The organism is Gordonia sp. DT219, assembly GCF_049847065.1.
Taxonomy (GTDB): domain Bacteria; phylum Actinomycetota; class Actinomycetes; order Mycobacteriales; family Mycobacteriaceae; genus Gordonia.
This window is the reverse complement of record NZ_JBNCNR010000030.1, coordinates 20586-44072: the sequence shown is the minus strand read 5'-3', so window position 1 is coordinate 44072 and position 23487 is coordinate 20586. Positions and strand designations below refer to the sequence as shown.

The window sequence follows — 23487 nt, the reverse complement described above, 5'->3', positions numbered from 1 at the left end:
CGGTGTTGGTGGCGGCGTAACGCCGCCCCCGGTGCCCCACCGCACCCGAAACGCGTCAACAAACTGCCCGACGTCGGACCCGACTTCACCGCCGGGCTCGCGAAGGTGCGTGCCGAAATCCACCGGCAACCACCCGACCCACCCACCGCGGATACACCGTTGCCGGACAGCAGCACCGGTGGCTACGACGTCGTCGACATCATCACCCCCGACGACGCCAACATCGACGTGACCACTGAACCGTCACGCGTCGAAGCCCGCCTGGCCCGCCTGCTCGCCATCTGCGGACTCTGACCACTCGCAAGAATTTGCAGCCTTTGATCGCGGTTTCCGCGACCAAAGGCTGCAGATTCCCGACGCGGCATTGCCCTTGCCCGCGAATGAGACCAATTGGTAGATTCGTCTCATGACAGCGCTGATGCCGCCGGACGTATCACCACCGCATCGATTTCGGGCAGCACCGGATCGGGGGCGGCGTATCGGTCGGCCGTTGCGCGTCTACTGGCGGTTACGCGAGCCCACCGAGGACGAATTCGCCACTCTCGGACGGCGATTGATGATGCGTGACGAACCCGCCGCCGCCGTCGTCGCGGCGATGCGACTCCCCAAGGATCATCCGGACCGGGTATCGATGCGCGATGTCCACCACGCCATCGCACACGGCGTCACCGAGACCAGCGCGCCCGCGCTGCGCGAATTCTTCGCCCTCGTCGAGGCGACTCCCGAGTGGGTCGATCCAGAGCTGGTGGAATACGGCGCGCAGGTTTTTCGACGCTTCGGCCGCAATGCCACCGACGTGCTGCTGGCGTTGTCACTGATCGGCGGGTACCGCTTCGGCGGGCCCGTCGACCTGCTTGCCGAAACCGGCGGGCTGTCGCGCAGCAAGGCCAATCGGCGTCTCGGTGAAACACAGACCTGGGCAATCGCTGTCGGCGGGGCAGGCGGGATGCGACGCGGGGGAGACGGCTGGAAACTCACCGTGCATGTGCGTCTGATGCACGCACTCGTCAACGACACGTTCGAGAACAACGGCCGGTGGGACAGCGACGAGTGGGGCCTGCCGATCAACCAGACCGACCTCGCCTCCACGCTGAATCTCTTCAGTGGCGCGCTGATGATGGGAGTGCGCGCGGTCGGCGTACCGGTCGGCGCCGACGAGTCACGCGCGATCATGCACCTGTGGAAATACGTGGGCTGGCTGATCGGCGTCGACGCGGACTGGCTGTTCGACGAGGAACGCGACCAGCACCAGCTCAGCTACGCAATCCTGTTGGCGCAGACCGGCGTCACCGACGCGGGCGGCGAACTGTCGCGCGCGCTCGTCGACGCACAGTCCGAACTGAACTACCGATGGCTCCCGCATCTCGCCGCGACGTACACCCGGGAACGGTTGCTGAGTGTGCTCGAAGGCTTCCTCGGGCCGCATGGTATGCGCGATCTCGGGTTGGCGCAACGTGTTCCATGGTTCTTCCCGATGGCGTGGGTCCGCAACACCATCAGCTATCGGGTGATCGGGAAGTCACCCTTCGGTGGGCGGTATCTCGAATGGCGCGGACGACGCGCCCGCGAACTCGCCACCTACCGGCACTTCGGGGCCGCCGACGCCGAGGTCGGTGCGCTGCCGATCTGACCTGCCCGGACCTCAGATCGGGGCGAGGGGCCGCGCGGCCACGCGGTAGGTGCGCGTGCGTGGTTCGCGGACCCACAGCACCCCGTCGCCGGGCGTCGCCCCCTCTTGCTTGAGGTGCCGTTTGACGATCTTGTTGGTGGCGGTGGTGGGCAGGGTTGCCGCGATGCGCACATACCGCGGCCACGCCATGGGCGAGAGGTCCGGTTGCGCGTCGAGGGCAGCGGCGAACTCGTTCGGTCCGAGCGTGGCGTCGTCGTCGAGAACCATCGCGGCCATCACCGCATCGCCGACCTGCTCGTCGGGCACCCCGTAGACGGCGACCTGATTGACTCCCGAAACCCGTTGCAGGATACGTTCGATGGGGCCCGCTGTCATGTTCTCGCCGTCGATGCGCATCCAGTCGCCGGTGCGGCCGGCGAGATAGATCCAGTCGTCGTCGTCCTTGTACGCGAGATCGCCCGACCAGTACATCCCGTCCCGCAGACGTTCGCCGGTGGTGGCCGCGTCGTTGTAATAGCCGGTGAACATTCCGGCGCCGGAGGTGTTGACGAGTTCCCCGACCGCCGCGTCGGCGTTGATGAGCGCGCCGTTCTCGTCGAAGCGGGCCCGGGCGCATTCGGTGCCGGTGGCCGGGTCGTACACGGCCACACCGGGAAAGCCCTTGCCGATCGATCCGGCGGGCGTGCCGGGCTCACGGGTGACGATGATCGCCAGTTCGCTGGAACCATAGCCATCCCAGACACTGCAGCCGAAACGCCGCGCGAATTCGGTGATGTCATGGTCGGAGGCCTCGTTGCCGAACGCGGCGCGCAGTGGATTGTCGGCGTCGTCGGCCTTTTTCGGGGTGGCCAGGATGTAGGCGAGCGGCTTGCCGACATAGTTCATGTACGTCGCGCCGTGCCGCCGGATGTCGTCGAGGAAGGTCGACGCGGAGAAACGGGCGGGGACGATAGACGCGCCGGCCGCGGCGGCCACGCAGTAGCCGCCGAGCAGTGCCGCCGAGTGGAACAGCGGCATCGAGAGGTAGCAGACATCCTCGGCGGTGATGCCGAACTTCTCCACGAGCGGCGGACCGGCGAACGGAATCAGCATGTGCGCCAACTGGACCGGCTTGGGATCACCGCTGGTTCCGGAGGTGAAGATGAGCATGAACGGGTCCATGGCGCCGGGCGTGGAGTACGGGACGAGCTCACCGGCGTCCGCCAACCGCGGCTCCCACTCCGGCGCGGAGGTGTCGAATACGGTGACACCGGTCAGGGCGAGGCCGTCGAGGAGGCCGCGATGGTCCGCGTCGGTCAGCAGGATCTGGCAGTCGGCGCGCCGGATGTCACCGGCGAGGGCCTCGCCACGACGGGTGTTGTTGATTCCGGCGGTGACGTAACCGCCGAGCGCGCCCGCGGCGAGTGCGGTGAGCATCGTAGGGGTGTTGCCGAGCAGCGTGCCGATGTGCATGGGACGCTGTGGATCTGCTGCCGCGATGACCGTCGCCGCCAGCGCGCGGGCGTCGGCGAGGTGTTCGCGCCAGCTTCGTTGCGCGCCGTTGTAGGTGATCGCGACGTTGTCGTCGTCGGCGCGTTCGAGGAGCAGTTGGGTCACGGTCTCGGCCATGGCCCCAAATCTAGAACCTGTTCCACGTTTGTGTTGACAGATTCCCAGAATTGTCTAGTCGTGATCCGCCTGTCTCGGTGGGGACGTCGGGCTGCGTGCTCAGCGGGTGAGGGTGGCGGTGCCCGGCGTGAGGGTGAAGGTGTTGCCGCCGCTGCCGAGAACGGTCACGGTCAGCTCGAGGTTGCCCGACCCGGTCGCCAGCCGCGGACTCAGGGCCGGCTTACCGTCCGCGCACGCCGGGAAGGTGGTGTCGTCGGTGGTGTGTGTCGAGGTGTTCTTCCAGGTGATCGACACCTTGGCGTCGCGCAACGAGGTGCCGCACGCGTTGGCGGGCATCGGTTCCAACCAGAACACCGTGGTGTCGGGTCCGGTGGCCGCCGCGGCCAGGGGAGCCACGAAGCCGCCGGTCGGGAGCGCCCCGGAGTGACTGACCCCGACGGTCGGCGTCTGCTGTGCGATGTCGAGGGTCCGGACAGCCGCGGCGCTCGGCTCGGTCGTCTGCGGTGCGGCCGCGGCGGTACCGGCGGTCAGCACGGCGGCGCCGAGCGTTCCCGCGGCTACGCAGCCGGCCGTGAGGGCGCGTCGGCCCGTCAGAATCTTGTGCAACATTGGTAACATCAGCCCCTTTCGTCACACGACGGTACCAGAGGCGACGTACGTGGGGCGACGTCAGCGGAAGTGGATGTCAGCGGTTCCGTCGCTGAGCAGGGTTCCGTCGTGCGCGGTCATCCGGGCCGCGAAGGCGGAGATTCGGCGGCCCGCCTTGGTCGGGGTGACCTCGACGGTCACCGGACCGCCCTGCACGGTAGGGGACCGGAAGAAGCCGATGGACATGTCGGCGACGTGATAGTCGCGACCGGCGCCGGCCTGCGCCTGGCCCGCAAAGGAGAACGCCTGGCCGACGATGGTGACGATGACGCCGCCGTGCATGGTGCCGAAGATGTTGCCCATCCAGGGTTCGGTGGTGACGGTGAGGCGGATTCCGCCCTCGGCGCGGAGTTCGACGGCTCCGTTGAGCAAGGTGGCCAGCGGTCCGGGGTCGCGTGTCCCGGCGGCGATCTGCGCGATGATCTCGCGGCCGTCCAGGTTCGACGGCAACGGATCTGGAAGCCGAATGCCGTGCGCATCACTGCAATTGGGGGCGTCAGCGCAATCGGGGGCGTCGGCGAGGCGAGCCGGCCGGGTTGTGTCGGCGGTGCCGCGTCCGACCCGGATGTTGCGGGCGGTCCCGACGCAGCACACGCGGCCGGATTCGGTGCGGATCGCCACGGTCGTCACACCGGTGCGCTCGTCGTGCATGGCGAGCTCGGTGTCGCAGATGAGGCGATCGTCGACGCTCGCGTGGCCCAGCGTCGACATCTGCAGACGCGCCTGCATGCTCATCGCCCCGGCCTCGAGGCCCACCTGATAGAAGGCGGCGCCACCGATGTGGTCGAAGAGCACCCCGAGCGCCGGAAGATCGATCCGTCCACGATGGTCGGCCGACCGCGTACACAGTTGCTGCTGTGCGCGGGCAGTCGTACCCGACACCGTCAGGCCACCGACGTGGAACACCGACAACGGGTCTTCGGCAGCCGTCTCGGTCCTCGACATCTCGGTCCTCGACATCTCGGTCCTCGACATCTCGGTCGCGCTCGGATCGGTCGCCAGCTCGGTCATCGCTCAGTCCTATCACCGGGGACCGGTCGGCGTCCGTACGGCATTCGTCGACTGTGACCCAGGTCGCGAGCCGAACGTGGGAGAAAACAATCAGGCGTGCTTGCTTTTTTGCGCGTGCGATGTGACGCTGATCTCCATGACGCTCGTGCAAGAGGTGGTCGCCGACCTCGCGGCCGAGTCCGGCGAACTCGACGACCTCGTCGCCGGCCTGGATGACGCGGCGTGGGCCGCGCCGACCCCGGCTCCGGGATGGACAATCAGCCACCAGATCGCGCATCTGAGCTGGACCGACAAGGTGTCAGCCCTTGCCGCGACCGACCCGGACGGTTTTGCCGAGGTCCTCGGCGAGGCGATGAACGATCCGGGCGGCTACGTCGACGCGGCGGCCGAGCGGGGCGCCGACCTCGCCCCGGCGGAGCTCCTCGCGCGGTGGCGCTCGGCGCGAACCGCGCTGGGGCAGGCCCTGTCGGCGGTGCCCGACGGCGTCAAGATCCGGTGGTTCGGTCCGCCGATGTCGGCGACGTCGATGGCCACCGCCCGGCTGATGGAGACGTGGGCGCACGGGCTCGACGTCGCCGACGCCCTCGGGGTGTCGCGGCCGGCCACCGACCGGATCAAGGCGGTCGTCCACATCGGGGTACGTACTCGCGACTTCGCCTACGTGGTCAACGGCCGGACCCCACCGCCGGCCCCGTTCCGATTCGAGATCACCGCGCCGTCGGGCGCGTTGTGGACGTGGGGTCCGCCCGACGCCGCCGATGTGGTGCGCGGGCCCGCACTCGACTTCTGTCTGCTGGTCACCCAGCGCCGCGCCCCGGCCGACCTCGATCTGGAGATCACCGGCGACGCCGCACGCGAATGGTCCACGATCGCACAGTGTTTCGCGGGACCGCCGGGTACGGGACGTAAACCGTCCGGCGTAGCCCCCGTATCACCCGGCGAAGCCCCCGTAAAACCCGGAAAGGACGACAGATGACACCCACCCCCGTCCGCATCGGCAACGCATCCGGCTTCTACGGCGATCGCTTCACTGCGATGCGCGAAATGCTCGAGGGCGGCGAACTCGACTACCTGACCGGCGATTACCTCGCCGAACTCACCATGCTCATCCTCGGGCGCGATCGGCTCAAGGACCCGAAAACCGGGTACGCCAAGACCTTTCTGCGTCAGATGGAGGACTGCCTGGGGCTGGCCGTCGACAAGGGCGTGCGCATCGTGTCCAATGCAGGCGGTCTCAATCCGCACGGGTTGGCGGTGGCGTTGCGTGAACTCGCCGAAAAGGTCGGCGTCACGGTGAGTGTGGCGTTCGTCGACGGTGACGACCTGCTGCACCGTGCCGAGGATCTCGGACTCGGAAAGCCGTTGACCGCCAACGCTTATCTGGGGGCCTTCGGCATCAAGACGGCGCTCGACGCCGGCGCCGACATCGTCGTCACCGGGCGGATCACCGACGCCTCGCTGACCGTGGGGCCGGCCGCGAGCGCGTTCGACTGGGGCTATGCCGATCTCGACGTACTCGCCGGCGCGGTGGTCGCCGGGCACGTCATCGAATGCGGGGCCCAGGCCACCGGCGGCAACTACTCCTTCTTCACCGAACTCGACTTCACCGGCTCGCCGGGCGCCGGACATCTCGGGTTCCCGATCGCCGAGGTCGCCGCCGACGGGTCGTCGGTCATCACCAAACATCCGGGCACCGGCGGGGCGGTGACCGTGGGAACGGTGACCGCACAGTTGCTCTATGAGGTCGGTGGACCCCGCTATCTCGGCCCCGATGTCACCACGCGCCTCGACACCATCTCCCTGACCCAGCAGGGAACCGACCGCGTCGCGATCAGCGGGGTGCGCGGTGAGGTCCCGCCGGACACCACCAAGGTGTCGCTCAATCATCTTGCGGGAGTAAGCAACGAGATCACCATGATCGTGACCGGGCTGGACATCGAGGAAAAGGCCGAGCTGTTCCGGCACCAGTTCCTCGCATCCCTGTCCGACCCGCCCGAGCAGCTCACCTGGGAGTTGTCGCGTCTCGACCGGTCCGATGCGGCGACCGAGGAGCAGGCGTCGGCGCTGTTGCGGTGCGTCGCACGCGATTCGGACGCCGCCAAGGTGGGCCGCGCATTCTCGTCGGCCGCTGTCGAGCTCGCTCTGGCCAGCTATCCCGGATTCAGCATGACCGCACCACCCGGAAGGGGTTCGCCCTACGGGTTTTTCGAGGCCGGATATGTCGATGCGGTCGCCGTCGAGCATCGCGTGGCGCTGCCCGACGGGGTCGTCGAACGGATCGACCCGAGCCCGCTACGCACCCGCGTGCAACCCGACGAACCGCAGAACCGGGTCCCGGGCGGAGTCTCCCGGGACTCCGAACCCGCGGCGATACTGCCGCTGGGAACCATTGCCGGCGCGCGCAGTGGCGACAAGGGCGGAAGCGCGAATATCGGTGTGTGGGTGCGTGATCCCGAGCACTTCGAGTGGCTCGACGCCACCCTCGACACCGATCTGCTCGCGAAGCTCCTGCCCGAGGTGGCGGATCTGAGGGTGCACCGTCACCGGCTGCCCAATCTCCTGGCGGTGAACTTCGTCATCGAGGGCATCCTCGGCCGCGGGGTCGCCGACAACGTGCGCTTCGACCCGCAGGCCAAGGGGCTGGGGGAGTGGCTGCGTTCGCGGCCGGTCCCGATCCCGATCCGCTTCACCGACACCGGCGGAAGGGGCTGAGCCGGTGCCGATCACCAGCGACATCTGGGATGGTGTGGATCGCCGTGCGCTGCGGGAAACCGTGCACGGCTTCGTGTCCCGGCATATTCTGCCGAACCAGGACGAATGGGAAAAGACCGGCGAGATCCCACGAGAGATACACCGTGAGGCGGCGAAACCCGGCCTGTTCGGACTCGGCATCCCCGAGGAGGTGGGCGGCTCCGGCGGCGACCTCGTCGACGCGTCGATTCTCGGCGAGCAACTGCACTACGCCGGGGCCGCCGGTGGTGTCTTCGCCTCGCTGTTCACGCATGGGATCGCGCTGCCGCACCTGATCGCCGCGGGCGATGCCGTTCAGCTCGACCGGTGGGTGCGGCCGACCCTGGCCGGCGAGATGATCGGCAGTCTCGCCATCACCGAACCGGGTGGCGGCAGCGACGTGGGCCACCTGACGACGCGCGCGGACCGCGACGGCGACGCGTACATCGTCAACGGCGCCAAGACATACATCACCTCCGGCGTGCGCGCCGACTTCGTCGTCACCGCGGTCCGTACCGGCGGCCCGGGTGCATCGGGCGTGTCGCTGCTGGTGATCGAGAAGGGCACACCGGGTTTCACCGTCACCCGCGCACTCGACAAGATGGGCTGGCGATGCTCGGACACCGCGGAACTGTCGTTCGTCGACGTTCGCGTGCCCGCGGAAAACCTGGTGGGCGTGGAGAACTCCGGATTCGCGCAGATCGCCGCGGCGTTCGTCACCGAACGGTCGGCGTTGGCGGTGCAGGCCTACGCCAGTGCGCAACGATGCCTGGACCTCACGGTCGAGTGGGCGCGGCAACGGGAGACCTTCGGCAAGCCGATCATCGCGCGACAGTCGGTGCAGGACACGCTGACCGAGATGGCGCGCCGCATCGACGTCGCCCGCACCTACACCCGCGCCGTCGTCGAGCGCAAGGTGACCTCGTCCGACGATCTCATCGCCGAGGTCTGCTTCGCCAAGAACACCGCCGTCGAAACCGGACAATGGGTGGCCGACAAGGCCGTTCAGCTCTTCGGTGGGCTCGGATACATGACCGGCACCGAGGTCGAGCGGCAGTATCGCGACATGCGGATCCTCGGGATCGGCGGTGGCACCACCGAGATCCTGACCGGCCTGGCGGCGAAACGATTGGGGTATCAGCAGTGAGAGGAATCATCCGGTGACAGCGATCCGCTCGACCCTCGACGTGGCCGACGCAGCGTATCGGGAAAACCGCGACGTGATGCGCGCGAAGCTCGACGAGTTGCAGGCCGAGCTCGACAAGGCGCTGGCCGGTGGCGGCGAGAAGTACGTCGACCGACATCGCAAGCGTGGCAAGATGCTCGCGCGGGAACGCATCGAGCTGCTCATCGACGAGGACTCCGCGTTCCTCGAGTTGTGCCCCCTGGCCGCCTACGGCTCCGACTTCACCGTCGGCGCGTCGGTGGTGGCCGGGATCGGCGTCGTCGAGGGTGTGGAGTGCCTGATCGTCGCCAACGACCCCACCGTCAAGGGCGGTACCTCCAATCCGTGGACGCTGCGCAAGATCTTGCGCACCAACGACATCGCGCTGGCGAATCGGCTGCCGGTGATCTCGCTGGTCGAGTCCGGTGGCGCCGACCTGCCCACGCAGAAGGAGGTCTTCATCCCCGGCGGGCAGATGTTCCGCGACCTCACTCGGCTCTCGGCCGCCGGCATCCCCACCGTGGCACTGGTGTTCGGCAACTCGACCGCCGGTGGCGCCTATGTGCCCGGGATGAGCGATCACGTCGTGATGATCGAGAACGCGTCGAAGGTGTTCCTCGGTGGGCCGCCGCTGGTGAAGATGGCCACCGGCGAGGACAGCGACGACGAATCCCTCGGCGGTGCACAACTGCATGCCCGGCAGTCGGGTCTGGCCGACTACTACGCCGTCGACGAACAGGATGCGATTCGCATAGGCCGGCGCATCGTCGCCCGCCTCAACTGGCGCAAGCAGGGGCCGAGCCCGGCGACGCAGGTGCGTGAACCACGTTACGACAGTGAAGAACTGCTGGGCATCGTGCCTGGCGATCTGAAGATTCCGTTCGACCCGCGCGAGGTGATCGCCCGCCTCGTCGACGACAGCGACTTCGACGAGTTCAAAACCGAATACGGCAATTCGCTGTGCACCGGGTGGGCGCGTATCCACGGCTATCCCATCGGCGTTCTCGCCAACGCGCAGGGCGTGCTGTTCAGTCAGGAATCGCAGAAGGCGGCGCAATTCATCCAGCTCGCCAATCGGTCCGACACGCCATTGCTGTTCCTGCACAACACGACCGGTTACATGGTCGGCAAGGAGTACGAGCGCGGCGGCATCATCAAGCACGGCTCGATGATGATCAACGCGGTGTCCAACTCGACGGTGCCGCATCTGTCGGTCCTGATGGGCGCGAGTTACGGGGCCGGTCACTACGGCATGTGCGGACGCGCCTACGACCCGCGATTCCTGTTCGCCTGGCCCAGCGCCAAATCCGCCGTCATGGGGGCCGCGCAGCTCGCCGGCGTCATCTCGATCGTGTCGCGCGCGGCGACCGAAGCGCGGGGCGGGGTGGTCGACGAGGCTGCCGACGCGGCGATGCGGCAGATGATCGAGGCACAGATCGAAGCAGAGTCGGTGCCGGCGTTCCTGTCCGGGATGCTCTACGACGACGGGGTCATCGACCCACGCGACACCCGGACGATTCTCGGGCTGACGCTGTCGGCGATCCACGGTGCACCGGTCGAGGGGACGTCGAACTTCGGCGTCTTCCGGATGTGAGGACGACATGAGCAGCATCATCACCCGCGTCCTCGTCGCCAACCGCGGCGAGATCGCCACCCGCGTGTTCACCACCTGCCGGGCCATGGGGATCGGCACGGTTGCCGTCTACTCCGACCCCGACGCCGGCTCGCCGCACGTACGCGCCGCCGACCTCGCGGTGCGGCTACCCGGCTCCACCTCAGTCGATACCTATCTGCGGGCCGACACGATCATCGCCGCCGCCCGTGCCGCAGACGCCGACGCCATCCATCCCGGATACGGATTCCTCTCGGAGAACGCCGAATTCGCCCAGGCCGTACTCGACGCCGGACTGGTCTGGATCGGCCCGCCGCCGGCGGCCATCGCGGCGATGGGCTCCAAGGTGAACGCCAAGAAACTGATGTCCGATGCCGGGGTGCCGATCCTGGGGGACATCGATCCGGCCACGGTCGGTGACTCCGATCTGCCGCTGCTCATCAAGGCCTCCGCCGGTGGTGGTGGGCGTGGCATGCGCATCGTCCGCCGCGTCGGCGATCTGACCGACCAGGTGGCGGCGGCACGCCGGGAGGCGGAATCGGCATTCGGTGATCCGACGGTGTTCTGTGAGCCGTATGTCGAACGCGGACATCACATCGAGGTGCAGGTGCTCGCCGACGAGCACGGCGCGGTGTGGACGGTCGGTGAGCGTGAATGCTCGATCCAGCGCCGCCACCAGAAGGTCGTCGAGGAGGCGCCCGCACCGCTCGTGGAGCGGGTCGGCGAGCACATGCGCGAGGAGCTGTATGCGGCCGCACGCACCGCTGTGGAGGCGATCGGCTACACGGGTGCCGGCACCGTCGAATTCCTCGCCGACGAGACCGGCCGGTTCTACTTTCTCGAGACCAACACCCGGCTTCAGGTGGAACATCCGGTGACCGAGCTGACCACCGGCACCGACCTCGTCGAATGGCAGTTGCGGATCGCGATGGGCGAACACCTCGACATCGAACAGCCCCGCACACACGGCGCCGCCATCGAGGTGCGGCTCTACGCCGAGGATCCGGCCGCCGACTGGCAACCGCAGTCCGGGCACGTCTATGCGTTCGATCTTGATGCCGCAACGAGTTTCGGGCCGCTGTCGGGGCCCGGGGTGCGGCTGGACTCGTCGATCGCCGGTGGCTGCGACATCTCCACCTTCTACGATCCGATGCTGGCGAAGGTCATCTCGTGGGCCCCCACCCGCCGACGTGCCGCTGCGATGCTGGCGCGGACGCTGGCCGGTGCCACCATCCACGGTCCGGTCACCAACCGCGACCTGCTGGTGAACATCCTGCGCGACACCACCTTTCTCGACGGCAAGACCGACACCGGATACCTCGATCCCGAGAACCCGGACACCGGGGGGCTCGACACGCTGGCCGCGCCGGTGGCCGACGCCGATGCGGTGCAGCTCGCGGCCATCGCGGCGGCGCTGTCGGATGCGGCCGCCAACCGGGCTGCGGCGACCGTGCTGTCGACGCTGCCCGCCGGGTGGCGCAACATGGCGTCGGGACCCGCACACAAGTCCTACCGACTGCCCGACGACACCGAGATCACGGTGCGCTACCGCAACACTCGCGACGGGATCGTCCTGCCGGATACCCCTGGGCGCTCGGTACTCTCGGTGGACCCGCACGAAGTGGTCCTCGCCGATGAACAGGGTCTGCGGCGGGTGGTGCGGGTCGCCCGATACGACGACGGCGACGGCGTGTACGCCGACGGCCCGGGATGGTCGGTGCGTCTGCGGCGCACGCCGCGCTTCGTCGACCCGGCCGCGGTGGCGCGGCCCGGTTCCCTGCTGGCGCCCATGCCCGGTTCGGTGATCCGGGTGGCGGTGGCGCAAGGCGACCAGGTGGTGGCGGGGCAGCCGCTGATCTGGCTGGAGGCGATGAAGATGGAACACACGATCGCCGCGCCGGCCGACGGCGTGGTCACCACACTCGCGGTCGAACCCGGCCGCCAACTCTCCGTCGGGGACGTCCTCGCCGTGATCGGCCCCGCAATCGACAACGAGGATTCAGGATCAGCTGAGGAGAAGACCGCATGACATTCGTCGAGAGCCCGGAGCGGGCGCAACTGCGCGCCGCCGTCGCCGGATTGGCAGGCAAGTACGGTCAGGAGTACTTCCGCGAATGCGCTCGCGAGGGCCGCAAGACCGAGGAATTGTGGCGTGAGGCAGGTGAACTCGGATTCATCGGCGTCAACCTGCCCGAGGAATACGGCGGGGGCGGCGCGGGGATGTACGAACTGTCGATCGTGATGGAGGAGATCGCGGCCGCCGGCACCGGTCTGCTGATGCTGGTCGTCTCGCCGGCCATCTGCGGCAACGTCATCGCCCGGTTCGGCACCGAGGAACAGAAGAAGCGGTGGCTGCCGGGCCTGGCCGACGGGTCGATCACCATGGCCTTCGGTATCACCGAACCCGACGCCGGATCGAATTCGCACCACATCACGACGACCGCCCGCCGCGACGGCTCGGACTGGATCCTCAACGGCCGCAAGATCTACATCTCCGGGGTCGACCAGGCGCAGGCGGTGCTGATCGTCGGCCGCACCGCCGACGCCAAGACCGGCCACCTCAAACCGTCGCTGTTCATCGTGCCGACCGACACCCCGAACTTCGAGTACACGATGATCGACATGGAACTGCAGAACCCGGAGAAGCAGTTCCTGCTCTACCTCGACGACGTCCGGGTGCCCTCGGATGCGCTCGTCGGTTCCGAGGACGCCGCGCTGAGTCAACTGTTCGCGGGGCTGAACCCCGAGCGCATCATGGGTGCGGCGTCGGCGATCGGCATGGGGCGGTTCGCGCTGGGCAAGGCGGTCGAATACGTCAACGACCGCACGGTGTGGAAGACCCCGATCGGTGCGCATCAGGCGATCGCACATCCGTTGGCGCAGGGCAAGATCGAACTCGAGATGGCCAAACTGATGATGCAGAAGGCCGCCACCCTCTATGACGCGGGTGACGATTGGGGCGCGGCGGAGCCGGCGAATATGGCAAAATATGCGGCCGCCGAGGCGTGCGTGAAGATCGTCGACCAGGCCGTGCATTCGCTGGGCGGCAACGGACTCACCACCGAGTACGGGCTGGCACCGATGCTGGCGCTGGCCCGGATCGCGCGGATCGCACCGGTGAGCCGGGAGATGATCCTCAACTTCGTCGCCCAGACCAGTCTCGGTCTGCCGAAGTCGTACTGAGAACGCGGACATGCCCGATCGTATGCACGACAGTCGAACTCGAGAGGATGCCGACGTGACCGAGCAGAACGACCACCTCGTCGCGACCGCGGTCGCCGAGGGGGTCGCGACCCTCACCCTGGACTCCCCGCCGAACCGGAATGCCCTCAGCGCCACGCTCGTCCAGCAGCTCATGACGGCTCTGCGTGCCGCACAGGAGAATCCGGACGTGCGAGCCGTCGTGCTCGCGCATACCGGCACGACGTTCTGTGCGGGAGCCGATCTCGGCGAGGCACTCGCGCGCGGCGCGAGCGTCGAGGAGGCATCGGCCGCGGGCACCGAGGCGATGCTGATGGTGCTCCGGACGATTCTCGAACTGCCCAAGCCGGTGATCGCGCGCATCGACGGGCACGTGCGTGCGGGCGGACTCGGGCTGATCGGCTCCTGCGACATGGTCTTTGCGGGTCCGTCGTCCACGTTCGCGCTCACCGAGTCGCGGTTGGGACTGGCGCCGTCGGTGATCTCGGTGGTGCTGCTGGGAAAGATGACCGCACGATCCTCGGGCCGGTACTACCTCACGGGCGAGACCTTCGATGCCGTCACCGCCGAACGGATCGGCCTCATCACGCAGGCACACGGCAGCAGCGAGGAGCTCGACGACACGCTGGCGGTGGCACTCGGCGGTATCCGTAGAGCCGCACCGCAGGGGCTGTCCGCATCGAAGGAATTGACCACCGCACCGATCCGCGCCGCGTTCGACCGGGATGCGAAACGCCGCGCCACCGAGTCGGCGGCCCTGTTCGGCAGCGACGAGGCGCGCGAGGGGATGACGGCGTTCTTGTCGAAGCGGCGTCCGTCGTGGGATCTTTCGGAACGTCCGGCCCCATGACCTCCCACGCGCGTGCCGTCGTACCGCGTGAGCCGCAACAGGAACGTTCGCGGCTGACACGAGAACGCTTGCTGGATGCCACGATCGACGCCCTCGCACGCGATGGATGGGCGGCGGCCACGGTGGCGGCAGTGGCCGAGCGGGCCGGGGTGTCGCGTGGTGCGGCGCAACATCATTTCCCGACGCGCGAGGCCCTGATCACCGCGGCGCTGGAGAAGATCTTCGACGACATGACCGCCGCGGCGTCGGCGGCGGTGGCCCGGCTGCCGAAAGGTGATGCGCGGGTGGCCGCCGGGATCAACCGCGCCGTCGATATCTACACCGGGACCGCATTCAAGGCCGCCTTGCAGGTATGGGCGGCCGCGGCCTCGGATTCCGCACTGCGCGAATTGATCCTGCCCATGGAGAACAAATTCGCCCACGCCGCGCACCGGATGACCGTCGCGATGCTCGACCCCGACGGCACCGATCCGCGAGTCCACCGGATCGCGCAGGTCACCCTCGACCTCGCCCGCGGACTCGGCCTCGCCGACACGCTCTCCGACGATTCGGCGCGCCGCGCGCAGGTCGTCGCCGCCTGGACGGAGATGGCGTCGGACGCGCTGCGTCAGTGAATCCGGTGCTCGTATACCCGAACGGCTCGGTGGGACGTGGAGCGGCCCGGACGCAACAGCGGGGTGGCGTGTTGCGTCCGGGCCGGGTCGAGGGACAGCCCGTCGGTCAGCTGTCGTGGATGATCACGCCGCGAATGTTCTTGCCGTCGCGGAGATCCTGGTAGCCCTCGTTGACCTGGTCGAGGGTATAGGTCTGGGTGATCAGCTCGTCGAGCTTGAGTTGGCCGGCGTCGTAGAGGCGCAGCAGTTTGACGATGTCGTACTGCGGATTGGCCGAGCCGAACAGCGAGCCCTTGATCGTCTTCTGATTGAGGGTGAGATCTGTTCCGGACACATGCACGGTGAGTTTGGTCGGGTCGGCGAGGCCGGTGATGACGACGGTGCCGCCCTTGCCGATGACGGCGGTGGCGTTCTGCACGACCTCCTCGTCGACCGTACCGACGAGGATCAGGGCCTGATCGGCGCCCTGGCCCCAGGTCAGTTCGTTGACCTTCGCGGCCGCCTCGGCGGCATCGGCAAAGGCGTGCGTCGCCCCGAACTTGATGGCCGTATCCCGTTTGAGAGCAACGGGATCGACGACGACGATGTACTTGGCGCCGGAGGACACCGCGCCCTGCACCGCATTGATGCCGAGGCCGCCGATGCCGTAGATCACCACGGTGTCGCCGGCCCGCACGCCGCCCGCATAGACCGACGTGCCCCAGCCCGACGGGACACCGCATCCGACCAATACGGCCTTCTCCAGCGGTAGCCACTCATCGACCTTCACCACCGAATGCTGGCTGATGGTGGCGCGTTCGGAGAAGGTGCCGAGCATGCACATCGCACCGAAATCGTCCTTGCCCGAATGGAATCGGAATGAACCGTCGGGCATGGTCCCTTCCAGGATGGTGGCGCCCATGTCGCAGAGGTTCTGCCGGCCCGTCGAACAGTAGCGGCAGGTGCCGCAATTGGGGATGAAGCTACAGACGACGTGATCGCCCACCGCGACCTTGGTGACACCGGGCCCGACGGCCTCGATGATGCCCGCACCCTCATGGCCGCCGACGATCGGATAACGCGGGGGCAGGTCGCCGTCGGTGAGATGGAGATCGGAATGGCACAGTCCCGCAGCGACGTACTTGATGAGTACCTCGCCCGCGCGCGGCTCCTCGAGGTCGAGTTCGACGAGCTCGAACGGCTTGCCCGGTGCGGTGAGGACGGCGGCCTTGGTGGTGATGGTCATCGACTACTCCTTTGTGGATGATGAACGGTAAGAGTGGTGAAAAACGTTGTCAGAGGGCGATGTTGACGGCCTTGGTCTGGGTGTAGAGCTCGATGGCGGACTGACCGAGCTCGCGGCCCCAGCCGGACTGCTTGTAGCCGCCGAACGGCATGGCGGTGTCGAAGCCGTTGTACTGGTTCACCCAGACCGAGCCGGCCTTGATCTGCCGGGCCGTCTTGTGCGCCTTGGACAGGTCCTGGGTCCAGATGCCCGCGGCCAGACCGTAGATGGAGTCGTTGGCGGCCGCGGCGACACCGGTGTCGGCGTCGAAGGGCATGGCGACGACGACGGGGCCGAAGATCTCTTCGGTCACGATGGAGAAGTCGGGTTCGACGTCGACGAAAACGGTCGGTTCGATGAAGAACCCCTGATCGCCCCAACGCTTTCCACCGGTCAGCGCCCGGGCGCCGTCGGCCAGACCGGCCGCCAGGTACCCTGATACGCGATCGAACTGCTCCTGACTGACCAGCGGGCCGAGCTCGGTCGTGGGGTCGAGGCCGGGCCCGATCTTGGCCTGCGACGCGGCCTCGGCGACCGCGGCGGTGAAGTCGTCGAAGATGGGACGCTCGACGAACAGCCGGGTACCGGCCACACAGCACTGGCCGTGGTTGAACATCCACGCCGCGACCGAACCGGCCACCGCCTTCTCGAAGTCGGCGTCGGCAAAGACGATGTTGGGGCTCTTGCCGCCGAGTTCCAGCGACACCTTCTTCAGGTTGCCCTTGGCGGCGTCGACGATCTTCTTGCCGACCTCGGTGGAGCCGGTGAACGCGATCTTGTCCACGTCGTCATGCGCCGACAGTGCGGCACCGGCATCGCCGAAGCCGGTGACGATGTTGACCACACCGGGCGGGAAGCCCGCCTCGGTGAACACCTCCCCGAGCAGCAGTGCGGTCAGCGGGGTCTGCTCGGCGGGTTTGAGAATGACGGTGTTGCCCGCGGCCAGCGCGGGTCCGAGCTTGAATGCCGCCATCAGCAGCGGGAAGTTCCACGGCACGATGAGGCCGCACACGCCGACCGGCTCGCGCAGCGTGTACGCATGGAACTCGCCACCGGGAACGAACGGCATCGACACGTCGACGGTCGAGCCGGTGATCTTGGTGACCAGTCCGGCGTTGTAGCGGAAGATGTCGGCCGACCACGCGGTGTCCACGGCGGTGGCGATGGTGGCGGCCTTGCCGTTGTCGAGGGCCTCGAGCTGACCGAACTCGTCGGCGCGTTCGCTGAGGATGTCACCGACCCGCCACAGCAACCGTTCGCGCTCATTGGGTTTCATCCGCGTCCACGGGCCGTCGTCGAAGGCCGTGCGCGCCGCGCGGACCGCGCGGTCGATGTCGGCGGCCCCGCCGTGCGCGACCGACGTGATGGGGCGGCCGGTGGCCGGATCGATCGTCTCGAAGGTCTGGCCCGACTCGGCCCACACCCACTGCCCGCCGATCAGCATTCGACGATCGGCGGAGATGAAGTCTCGAACCCGGGGAAGGAGTTCGGTGGCGACGGCGGTCATGTGGCCTCCTACTGCGATATGGGCGAACAGTGATTCAGGTCATAGATGCGGACCTGCTTCTATTTATGCCATCGCCTGGGACGCGTGAGATGTACAGAAACTGAACACCACGCGCACACACCGAACGCGCGTCGGCGTTCGCGCCCGCCGCGAACGGTTGGTCGATCAGATCCCGAGCGCGCGCATCCGCGCGTACAGCGTGGTGCGACTGATCCCGAGTTGCCTCGCCGCCCGCACCTTGTTGTGGCCGCTGTGTTCGAGGGCATCGATGATGGCCTGGCGCTCGGCCTGTTCGCGGCCGGCCAGATGCGATGCGCGACTGGTGGTTTGGTACCGCTCGGGTAGATCGGCGGTTTCGATGGTGCGGGCCGCGCGGGCCTGGCATGACGCCACCGCCTGATCGAGCACCATCGCCAACTCGGTGAGGTTGCCCAGCCATTCCTGAGACAGCAGACAGTCGGTGGCCCCGCCCGACAGGGTGGTGTCCGGTGCGAGATCGGCGACGATGCGCGCGGCGAGCGCGGCGAGTTCGGTGGTGCGCTGGCGCAGTGGCGGCACATCCACCCGCCTCGGACAGTGGCCGATGAGTGCGGCGGCGCCGGCGCCGACGAGTGCGGCGGGACCGGTCACGACGATCACCGGAGCGAGCGGCGTTGCCCGGGCCGCGGCGTGGCGTAACAGGGTGAGCGACTTGTCGTCGAGCAACTCGGCGCCGTCGACGACGAGTGCCGTGGACTGCTCACGGGCCTGTGCGAGCGCGACGGCGATATCCGGCGGGCGTCCGTCGATGAGCCGGTCGGCGACGTCGATGACGATCGGCGGGGCCGAACCCTCGCACAGGTCGGCGGCCAGCGCCCGGGCCCGCGTGCTGCGGCCGGTTCCGGGCTCACCGGTGATCGCGACCCCGGCGACGACCGGCGCCGGACGGTGCGGTGCCGAAGCCTCTGTGCTCACCGCGAGCAGCGGGCGCAGATGAAACAGCGCCGCGCCGCGGGTGCCCGACACCGGCTCGACGACGATCTCCACCGCGGTCCCGGCCGCCAGCGTCAAACGTATCGTGGTGGCACGCAGCGCCGGGTCGGCCACCACGGCACGGAACGTGCCGATGTCCGACGAGCAAAGAAGCTCTGCGGCAAGGGTATTGGTGAGCTGGATATCGTCGCCGATGGCTGCGACCGCGGTGTCGCGGCGCGGCGCGGCACGCTGGAAGGCGTCGAGGACGCAGCGTTGGTGTGAGCGCGAGCGGTTCAGCAAGCGGTCGGCGATGTCGGCGACGATGCCGGTGACGAAGGGCACCGCGAGCGGGTTCACGCGCTCGGACACCTCGGTCATACAGAGGCTGCCGACCAGGCGCCGCGTCGCCGGGTGGATGATCGGCTGGCCGAAACAGCTCAGCTGCTTGAACTTCTCCAGGTAGTGCTCCGAGCCGTTGATCATCACCGGCCGCCGGATCTCGGCCGGGGTGCCGAGTCCGGTGGTACCGACCGAGGACTCCGCGAACGGCACGCCGCTGGCCGCGCCGGCGCCGTCGAGAACACGCTCGATGGCGGACCCGCCGATGATTCGGGACACCATGCGGCACTCGTGGTCGACCAGTAGAAGTGACATCTCACTACCGGCGAGGCGGCCCGCAGCCTCGTCGAGCACCGGGCGCGCGGCGTCGAGCAGGGGATCGGCGGCAGAGATGTCGACCGGGCCGGGTAGCACGTCCCGATCGGGCCGCAGTCCGGACAGCGCCGAGCGCCGCCAGGACGCTGCGATGACCTGCCGGCCGGGAGTCCTCGTCGAATCCGCCGATGTGTCGATGGTCACACGATGGCACAACTCGACGCCCGGCGAAAGGTGCCGTCGTCGGAGTCTGCCGTGCGGGCGGCGTCAACGCGGAGCGCGCACCGTCCGGGCTGTTCCGGCCACGATCGCGGCGACCACACCGACCCCGGCGGCGCCGGTGACCATCCACATCCCCGCACCCGCGGTCGACGAGTCGAGCCAGGAGGTGAACGGTGCGAGTGCGGGATCGGCGCCGGCGACGGACTGCCAGGGATCGCCGAGAGCACGAGCGGCGAGGAACGCGGCCCAGGCGCCGACGAGGACCGCGGCGAGCACCCCCACGAGTGCTAGCCGTCGGAGGGCGAAGAGAAGCGCGGCGGCGACGAGCAGCAGACCACAGACCAACGTCGGCAGGCCCGGGTTGTCGTACTGCGCGACCGACAGCGGGTCGAAGGGCCCGGCACCGCCGCCGGTACGCACGGATCCGAGGCCGGTGACCACGTAGGTGCGATGTATTCCGGCGGCGTCGGTCAGGCCGACCGTCACCCATGCCAGCATGCTGCCGACCGTCATCGCGATACCCGCGAGTGCGACGAGCGCCGCGCAGACCATCGCCGCGGTGTTGCGGCTGCGGGTGCGCTGCCGGCGGGTGGTCCGGCCGGTCGGACCGATCGGCGGTGCGGATCGGATCCGCTGGGTGAGGGCCGTCGTCGCGGCCCTTGTCGACTCCGTCGCCGACTCCGTCGTCGCCTCCCCCGGTGGCGTCGCTGTCAAGGCCGCGGCGAAGCTCCGGCAGTCGGGGTGGCGATCCTCGGGATGTTTGGCCAGCGCGGTGGCGAAGACCGGGTCGAGACCGGCGAGGTCGGGATGGCCGACACCGAGGCGCGGCGCCGGCCGATCGAGGTGGGCCCGCATCAGCGCGGCCGGCGCCGACGCGCTGAAAGGCGTGGTGCCGGTGAGCAATTGGTATCCGGTGCAGGCAAGCGAGTACTGATCCGAGCGCGGAGTGGCCGCCCCGCCCTCGATGACCTCGGGGGCGCAGTAGGCCAGTGTCCCGATGATCGCATTGGTCGCCGTCAAGGGGGTTGCGTCGTCGCCCGCGAGTTTGGCGATGCCGAAGTCGAGCACGACGACACGATCGATGGCCCCGGTCGTCGTCGAACGGGTGAGGACGATGTTCGCGGGCTTGATGTCGCGGTGGACCACGCCTTGCGCATGGGCGTGGTCGAGGGCATCGGCGACGCGCTCGAGGACGGCGATGGCCTCGTCGCGGGTGAGTCGGGCGATGCTCAGATCCTCGCCGTCGATGTAGCCCATCGTGAACCACGGTGTCCCGTCGACGAACCCGAAGTCGTGCACGGTGATGATGCCGGGATGATCGAGGGAGGCAGCGGTACGGGCCTCATGGAGGAAACGCCGCGCGAATTCGTCATTGCCCGCACCGACCCGGGAGATCACCTTCAACGCTTGACGGCGCAACAGATGGGGGTGCTCGACGAGGTAGACCTCGCCCATACCGCCCGCGCCCAGTGGCGCGACGACGGTGTACCCGGCGAAGGTGGAACCGGCTCGTAGTGCCATGGGTGTGCCTCTGATCAGCGATGGCGACCTGTACGGAAAACCTTGGCACATTCGGGCAGGCACGACCATGCCCGATTCATCCGTTCGGGGGATCAATCCCGTTGCGGTGTCCCGGGGGCACACGCGCCGCGAAGGGGCGCGCAATCCGGCGGGCCACCGGTGTCGGCATGCGCGTGGCCAACGGGGCGGACCTGATCAGACGTGTCGCGGATTCGACGGTGCCCCAGGCTGCCCCGGGCCGGGGCGCCACCCGGGGCCCCGGCGGTGTCGGGGTGAAGATACGAGTCACGCGACCTCGAGCGGCGTGATCGCCGCAATCTGATCTGCCACACGATCCTCGGCGAGATCCAGGTCGTAATGCGTCTGCAAGGTGAGCCAGAACTGCGCAGACGTCCCAAAGTACTTCCCGAGCCGCAGGGCGGTGTCGGCGGTGATCGACCGCTTGCCATGCACGATCTCGTTGATCCGCCGCGGCGGAACACCGATCGACACCGCGAGTTTGTGCTGCGTGATGCCGAGCCCCTCGATAAAGTCCTCCAAGAGGACCTCGCCGGGGTGAATCGGCGCAAGCTTGTCAGTGGTAGTCAACGATCTCCACCTCCTCCGGGCCGGCGGCAGCCGTTCGGTGTCCTTGTTGCCGAACGACCTGATCACACAACCACCTTATAACGTATCCCGTCAATAACGCCCGGCGTTAAATTCTCAGGCTGCGCTGCAAGAAGGCGCGGCGTCGATCATCCCGCGAGGGAACCGGTGCCGAAACCACCACCGCCGCCGACGCGGGTGGCCATCACGGCCATCGTGACGGTGCCGCGGCACGGCCCGCTGTCGATGGTGGTGGTCCAGATCCCGCGCTTGGTGCCGTCGGGCATGGGGGTGTAGAAGGCGTCGGAATGCGCGGGTGCGTACACCTTGGGCACGCCGGGCCCCATGTAGCAATCCCATTGCCAAGCGAAGTGTTCGACCCAGCTCGTGCCGTTCCAGGTGTAGTGCGGCGGCCGCGGAATGGTGGTGTTCGCCGCCGGTGGGCCGGCGACGACGGTGGCGACGCACCTGCCGTGGGTGCACGCGGTGTCGAAGGTGTAGGTGTCGGCGAAGTCGGGTTCGTGCTGCCGGGCGGCGAGGCTCGTGCCGAACTTCGAGGCGGCGTAGCGGGTCAGGGACCATTGACCGTCCCAGGCCGCGGTGGCGGCGTCCGCGGTCCCCACGCCCCACGCCGTCGACGCGAGGGCCACCAGTAAGACGACTGTGGCGAGCACGCCGCGGGAACGAGGGACCATGGCCTGTATTACACACCCGGCCACCGCTGACCATCGCGGTTTGCGCCGAAGTCCCGCCGCGCCCATCGGGGTGGAGCGCCGACTACCGTTGTCGGCATGCGCGTGGCGACCTGGAACGTGAACTCCGTCAAACAGCGGATTCCGCGACTTCTGCCCTGGCTCGACGAGCGGCGTCCGGACGTGGTGTGCCTGCAGGAGACCAAACTGTCCGACGACGTCTTCGACACCGTCCTCGGACCCGAATTCGCCGACCGCGGTTACGAGTTCGCCCATGTGGGCCAAGGGCAGTGGAACGGGGTGGCGATCCTGTCGCGGGTCGGACTCGATGAGGTCCGCCGCGGATTCGACGGCGCCCCAGGCTATCCCGAGCCAGAGTCGGCGCCCGAGGCGCGGGCGGTGTCGGCGATCTGCGGGGGCGTGCGCGTGTATTCGCTCTACGTCCCCAACGGCCGCACCCCCGACTCCGATCACTACCACTACAAACTGGCGTGGCTCGAGCGGCTGCGGGAGGCGGTCGCGCCGGAGGCCGCACAGACGATGCTGTGCGGCGACATCAACATCGCGCCCGCCGACGCGGACGTGTTCGACCCCGGGGCCTATGTCGGTCATACCCACGTCACCGAACCCGAGCGGTCGGCGCTGCGCGGTCTCGAAGGTCTGGGACTGACCGACGTGGTGCGCGCGCGGTGGCCGTCCGAACGTGTCTACAGCTACTGGGACTACCGTGCCGGAATGTTCCACAAGGACCTCGGCATGCGCATCGACCTCGTCCTGGCCGGCGCCGACACCGCCGGCCGGGTGGCCGCCGCCTGGGTGGACCGGGCTGCCCGCAAGGGCACCAAACCCAGCGATCACGCGCCCGTCGTCGTCGACCTCGACGACGCCCCCGACGGCGACATCGGCCCGATGGTCCCGCCGCCGTCGAATCCCGCCCGGCGCGGCGGCACACGCGCGACGCTGCCCCAGTCCGCTCCGCCCGCGCAGTGAGCGCGGCGCGACGGCGCCCGGCCCGGTGG

Annotated in this window: 19 protein-coding genes and 1 pseudogene; 11 read left to right on the top strand and 9 right to left on the bottom strand. The window is 68.3% G+C overall.

Annotated elements, in window-relative coordinates; translation table 11 throughout:
- Both ACPXB3_RS20545 and ACPXB3_RS20540 read left to right on the top strand, forming a co-directional pair.
- Positions 1 to 294 (top strand): annotated as a pseudogene (locus ACPXB3_RS20545) (HNH endonuclease); the annotation flags it as partial.
- A gap of 112 nt (positions 295 to 406) precedes the next feature.
- Positions 407 to 1630, top strand: coding sequence for an oxygenase MpaB family protein (locus ACPXB3_RS20540; RefSeq protein ID WP_425729349.1), 1224 nt, complete (start codon positions 407 to 409; stop codon positions 1628 to 1630).
- A gap of 12 nt (positions 1631 to 1642) precedes the next feature.
- Here ACPXB3_RS20540 and fadD1 read toward each other — a convergent pair whose 3' ends face one another.
- The 3 genes from fadD1 to ACPXB3_RS20525 form a co-directional block, all read right to left on the bottom strand.
- Positions 1643 to 3238 (bottom strand): fatty-acid--CoA ligase FadD1, encoded by a 1596-nt coding sequence (gene fadD1, locus ACPXB3_RS20535; protein ID WP_425729347.1) that lies wholly within the window; start codon positions 3236 to 3238, stop codon positions 1643 to 1645.
- A gap of 99 nt (positions 3239 to 3337) precedes the next feature.
- Complete coding sequence (locus tag ACPXB3_RS20530) at positions 3338 to 3847, bottom strand: hypothetical protein (RefSeq protein ID WP_425706801.1); 510 nt, start codon at positions 3845 to 3847, stop codon at positions 3338 to 3340.
- A 60-nt stretch (positions 3848 to 3907) separates the two neighbouring features.
- Positions 3908 to 4846: a PaaI family thioesterase gene (locus tag ACPXB3_RS20525; RefSeq protein WP_425729353.1), complete on the bottom strand. Its 939-nt coding sequence runs from the start codon at positions 4844 to 4846 to the stop codon at positions 3908 to 3910.
- Positions 4847 to 5033: 187 nt separating this feature from the next.
- Here ACPXB3_RS20525 and ACPXB3_RS20520 point away from each other — a divergent pair, with 187 nt between their 5' ends.
- The 8 genes from ACPXB3_RS20520 to ACPXB3_RS20485 are packed head-to-tail and all read left to right on the top strand — an operon-like array spanning position 5034 to position 15069.
- Entirely contained in the window at positions 5034 to 5873 is an 840-nt protein-coding gene (locus ACPXB3_RS20520) for a TIGR03084 family metal-binding protein (RefSeq protein WP_425706800.1), read from the top strand.
- Positions 5870 to 7609, top strand: a complete 1740-nt coding sequence (locus ACPXB3_RS20515; RefSeq protein ID WP_425729345.1) for an acyclic terpene utilization AtuA family protein — start codon at positions 5870 to 5872, stop codon at positions 7607 to 7609. Before ACPXB3_RS20520 ends, ACPXB3_RS20515 begins: the two co-directional genes overlap by 4 nt.
- A gap of 4 nt (positions 7610 to 7613) precedes the next feature.
- Positions 7614 to 8774: an acyl-CoA dehydrogenase family protein gene (locus ACPXB3_RS20510; protein ID WP_425729343.1), complete on the top strand. Its 1161-nt coding sequence runs from the start codon at positions 7614 to 7616 to the stop codon at positions 8772 to 8774.
- A 13-nt stretch (positions 8775 to 8787) separates the two neighbouring features.
- Positions 8788 to 10386: an acyl-CoA carboxylase subunit beta gene (locus ACPXB3_RS20505; RefSeq protein WP_425729341.1), complete on the top strand. Its 1599-nt coding sequence runs from the start codon at positions 8788 to 8790 to the stop codon at positions 10384 to 10386.
- 7 nt (positions 10387 to 10393) lie between these two features.
- Positions 10394 to 12433 carry an acetyl/propionyl/methylcrotonyl-CoA carboxylase subunit alpha gene (locus ACPXB3_RS20500; RefSeq protein WP_425729339.1) on the top strand — a complete coding sequence of 680 codons (2040 nt, stop codon included), beginning with the start codon at positions 10394 to 10396 and terminating at the stop codon, positions 12431 to 12433.
- The gene (locus tag ACPXB3_RS20495; protein ID WP_425706795.1) at positions 12430 to 13587 is read left to right on the top strand and encodes an acyl-CoA dehydrogenase family protein; all 1158 of its coding nucleotides are present in this window, start codon (positions 12430 to 12432) and stop codon (positions 13585 to 13587) included. The genes ACPXB3_RS20500 and ACPXB3_RS20495 overlap by 4 nt, the downstream gene beginning before the upstream one ends.
- A 55-nt stretch (positions 13588 to 13642) precedes the next feature.
- Positions 13643 to 14455 (top strand): enoyl-CoA hydratase family protein, encoded by an 813-nt coding sequence (locus ACPXB3_RS20490; protein WP_425729337.1) that lies wholly within the window; start codon positions 13643 to 13645, stop codon positions 14453 to 14455.
- Positions 14452 to 15069 carry a TetR family transcriptional regulator gene (locus ACPXB3_RS20485; RefSeq protein ID WP_425729335.1) on the top strand — a complete coding sequence of 206 codons (618 nt, stop codon included), beginning with the start codon at positions 14452 to 14454 and terminating at the stop codon, positions 15067 to 15069. The genes ACPXB3_RS20490 and ACPXB3_RS20485 overlap by 4 nt, the downstream gene beginning before the upstream one ends.
- A gap of 106 nt (positions 15070 to 15175) precedes the next feature.
- Here the strand turns inward: ACPXB3_RS20485 and ACPXB3_RS20480 are convergent, their stop codons facing one another.
- The 6 genes from ACPXB3_RS20480 to ACPXB3_RS20455 form a co-directional block, all read right to left on the bottom strand.
- Positions 15176 to 16294 carry an NDMA-dependent alcohol dehydrogenase gene (locus tag ACPXB3_RS20480; RefSeq protein WP_425706792.1) on the bottom strand — a complete coding sequence of 373 codons (1119 nt, stop codon included), beginning with the start codon at positions 16292 to 16294 and terminating at the stop codon, positions 15176 to 15178.
- A gap of 49 nt (positions 16295 to 16343) precedes the next feature.
- On the bottom strand, positions 16344 to 17840 hold the full coding sequence (locus tag ACPXB3_RS20475) for an aldehyde dehydrogenase family protein (protein ID WP_425729333.1): 1497 nt from the start codon (positions 17838 to 17840) through the stop codon (positions 16344 to 16346).
- 165 nt (positions 17841 to 18005) lie between these two features.
- Positions 18006 to 19652, bottom strand: a complete 1647-nt coding sequence (locus tag ACPXB3_RS20470) for a sigma-54-dependent Fis family transcriptional regulator (protein ID WP_425729331.1) — start codon at positions 19650 to 19652, stop codon at positions 18006 to 18008.
- A gap of 63 nt (positions 19653 to 19715) precedes the next feature.
- Positions 19716 to 21191 carry a serine/threonine-protein kinase gene (locus ACPXB3_RS20465; protein WP_425706789.1) on the bottom strand — a complete coding sequence of 492 codons (1476 nt, stop codon included), beginning with the start codon at positions 21189 to 21191 and terminating at the stop codon, positions 19716 to 19718.
- 285 nt (positions 21192 to 21476) lie between these two features.
- The gene (locus ACPXB3_RS20460; protein WP_425706788.1) at positions 21477 to 21779 is read right to left on the bottom strand and encodes a HigA family addiction module antitoxin; all 303 of its coding nucleotides are present in this window, start codon (positions 21777 to 21779) and stop codon (positions 21477 to 21479) included.
- A gap of 146 nt (positions 21780 to 21925) precedes the next feature.
- On the bottom strand, positions 21926 to 22471 hold the full coding sequence (locus tag ACPXB3_RS20455; RefSeq protein WP_425706787.1) for a hypothetical protein: 546 nt from the start codon (positions 22469 to 22471) through the stop codon (positions 21926 to 21928).
- A gap of 96 nt (positions 22472 to 22567) precedes the next feature.
- Here ACPXB3_RS20455 and ACPXB3_RS20450 point away from each other — a divergent pair, with 96 nt between their 5' ends.
- Positions 22568 to 23458, top strand: a complete 891-nt coding sequence (locus ACPXB3_RS20450) for an exodeoxyribonuclease III (protein WP_425729329.1) — start codon at positions 22568 to 22570, stop codon at positions 23456 to 23458.
- The last annotated feature ends 29 nt before the right edge of the window (positions 23459 to 23487 follow it).

What these genes read in the sequence shown, in the direction of transcription:
- ACPXB3_RS20520 (WP_425706800.1), top strand. Translation starts at nt 5,034, where the DNA reads ATGACGCTCGTGCAAGAGGTGGTCGCCGACCTCGCGGCCGAGTCCGGC.
- ACPXB3_RS20500 (WP_425729339.1), top strand. Translation starts at nt 10,394, where the DNA reads ATGAGCAGCATCATCACCCGCGTCCTCGTCGCCAACCGCGGCGAGATC.
- ACPXB3_RS20475 (WP_425729333.1), bottom strand. Translation starts at nt 17,840, where the DNA reads ATGACCGCCGTCGCCACCGAACTCCTTCCCCGGGTTCGAGACTTCATC.
- ACPXB3_RS20495 (WP_425706795.1), top strand. Translation starts at nt 12,430, where the DNA reads ATGACATTCGTCGAGAGCCCGGAGCGGGCGCAACTGCGCGCCGCCGTC.
- ACPXB3_RS20530 (WP_425706801.1), bottom strand. Translation starts at nt 3,847, where the DNA reads ATGTTGCACAAGATTCTGACGGGCCGACGCGCCCTCACGGCCGGCTGC.
- ACPXB3_RS20465 (WP_425706789.1), bottom strand. Translation starts at nt 21,191, where the DNA reads ATGGCACTACGAGCCGGTTCCACCTTCGCCGGGTACACCGTCGTCGCG.
- ACPXB3_RS20525 (WP_425729353.1), bottom strand. Translation starts at nt 4,846, where the DNA reads ATGTCGAGGACCGAGATGTCGAGGACCGAGACGGCTGCCGAAGACCCG.
- ACPXB3_RS20485 (WP_425729335.1), top strand. Translation starts at nt 14,452, where the DNA reads ATGACCTCCCACGCGCGTGCCGTCGTACCGCGTGAGCCGCAACAGGAA.
- ACPXB3_RS20515 (WP_425729345.1), top strand. Translation starts at nt 5,870, where the DNA reads ATGACACCCACCCCCGTCCGCATCGGCAACGCATCCGGCTTCTACGGC.
- ACPXB3_RS20455 (WP_425706787.1), bottom strand. Translation starts at nt 22,471, where the DNA reads ATGGTCCCTCGTTCCCGCGGCGTGCTCGCCACAGTCGTCTTACTGGTG.
- ACPXB3_RS20450 (WP_425729329.1), top strand. Translation starts at nt 22,568, where the DNA reads ATGCGCGTGGCGACCTGGAACGTGAACTCCGTCAAACAGCGGATTCCG.
- fadD1 (WP_425729347.1), bottom strand. Translation starts at nt 3,238, where the DNA reads ATGGCCGAGACCGTGACCCAACTGCTCCTCGAACGCGCCGACGACGAC.
- ACPXB3_RS20480 (WP_425706792.1), bottom strand. Translation starts at nt 16,294, where the DNA reads ATGACCATCACCACCAAGGCCGCCGTCCTCACCGCACCGGGCAAGCCG.
- ACPXB3_RS20540 (WP_425729349.1), top strand. Translation starts at nt 407, where the DNA reads ATGACAGCGCTGATGCCGCCGGACGTATCACCACCGCATCGATTTCGG.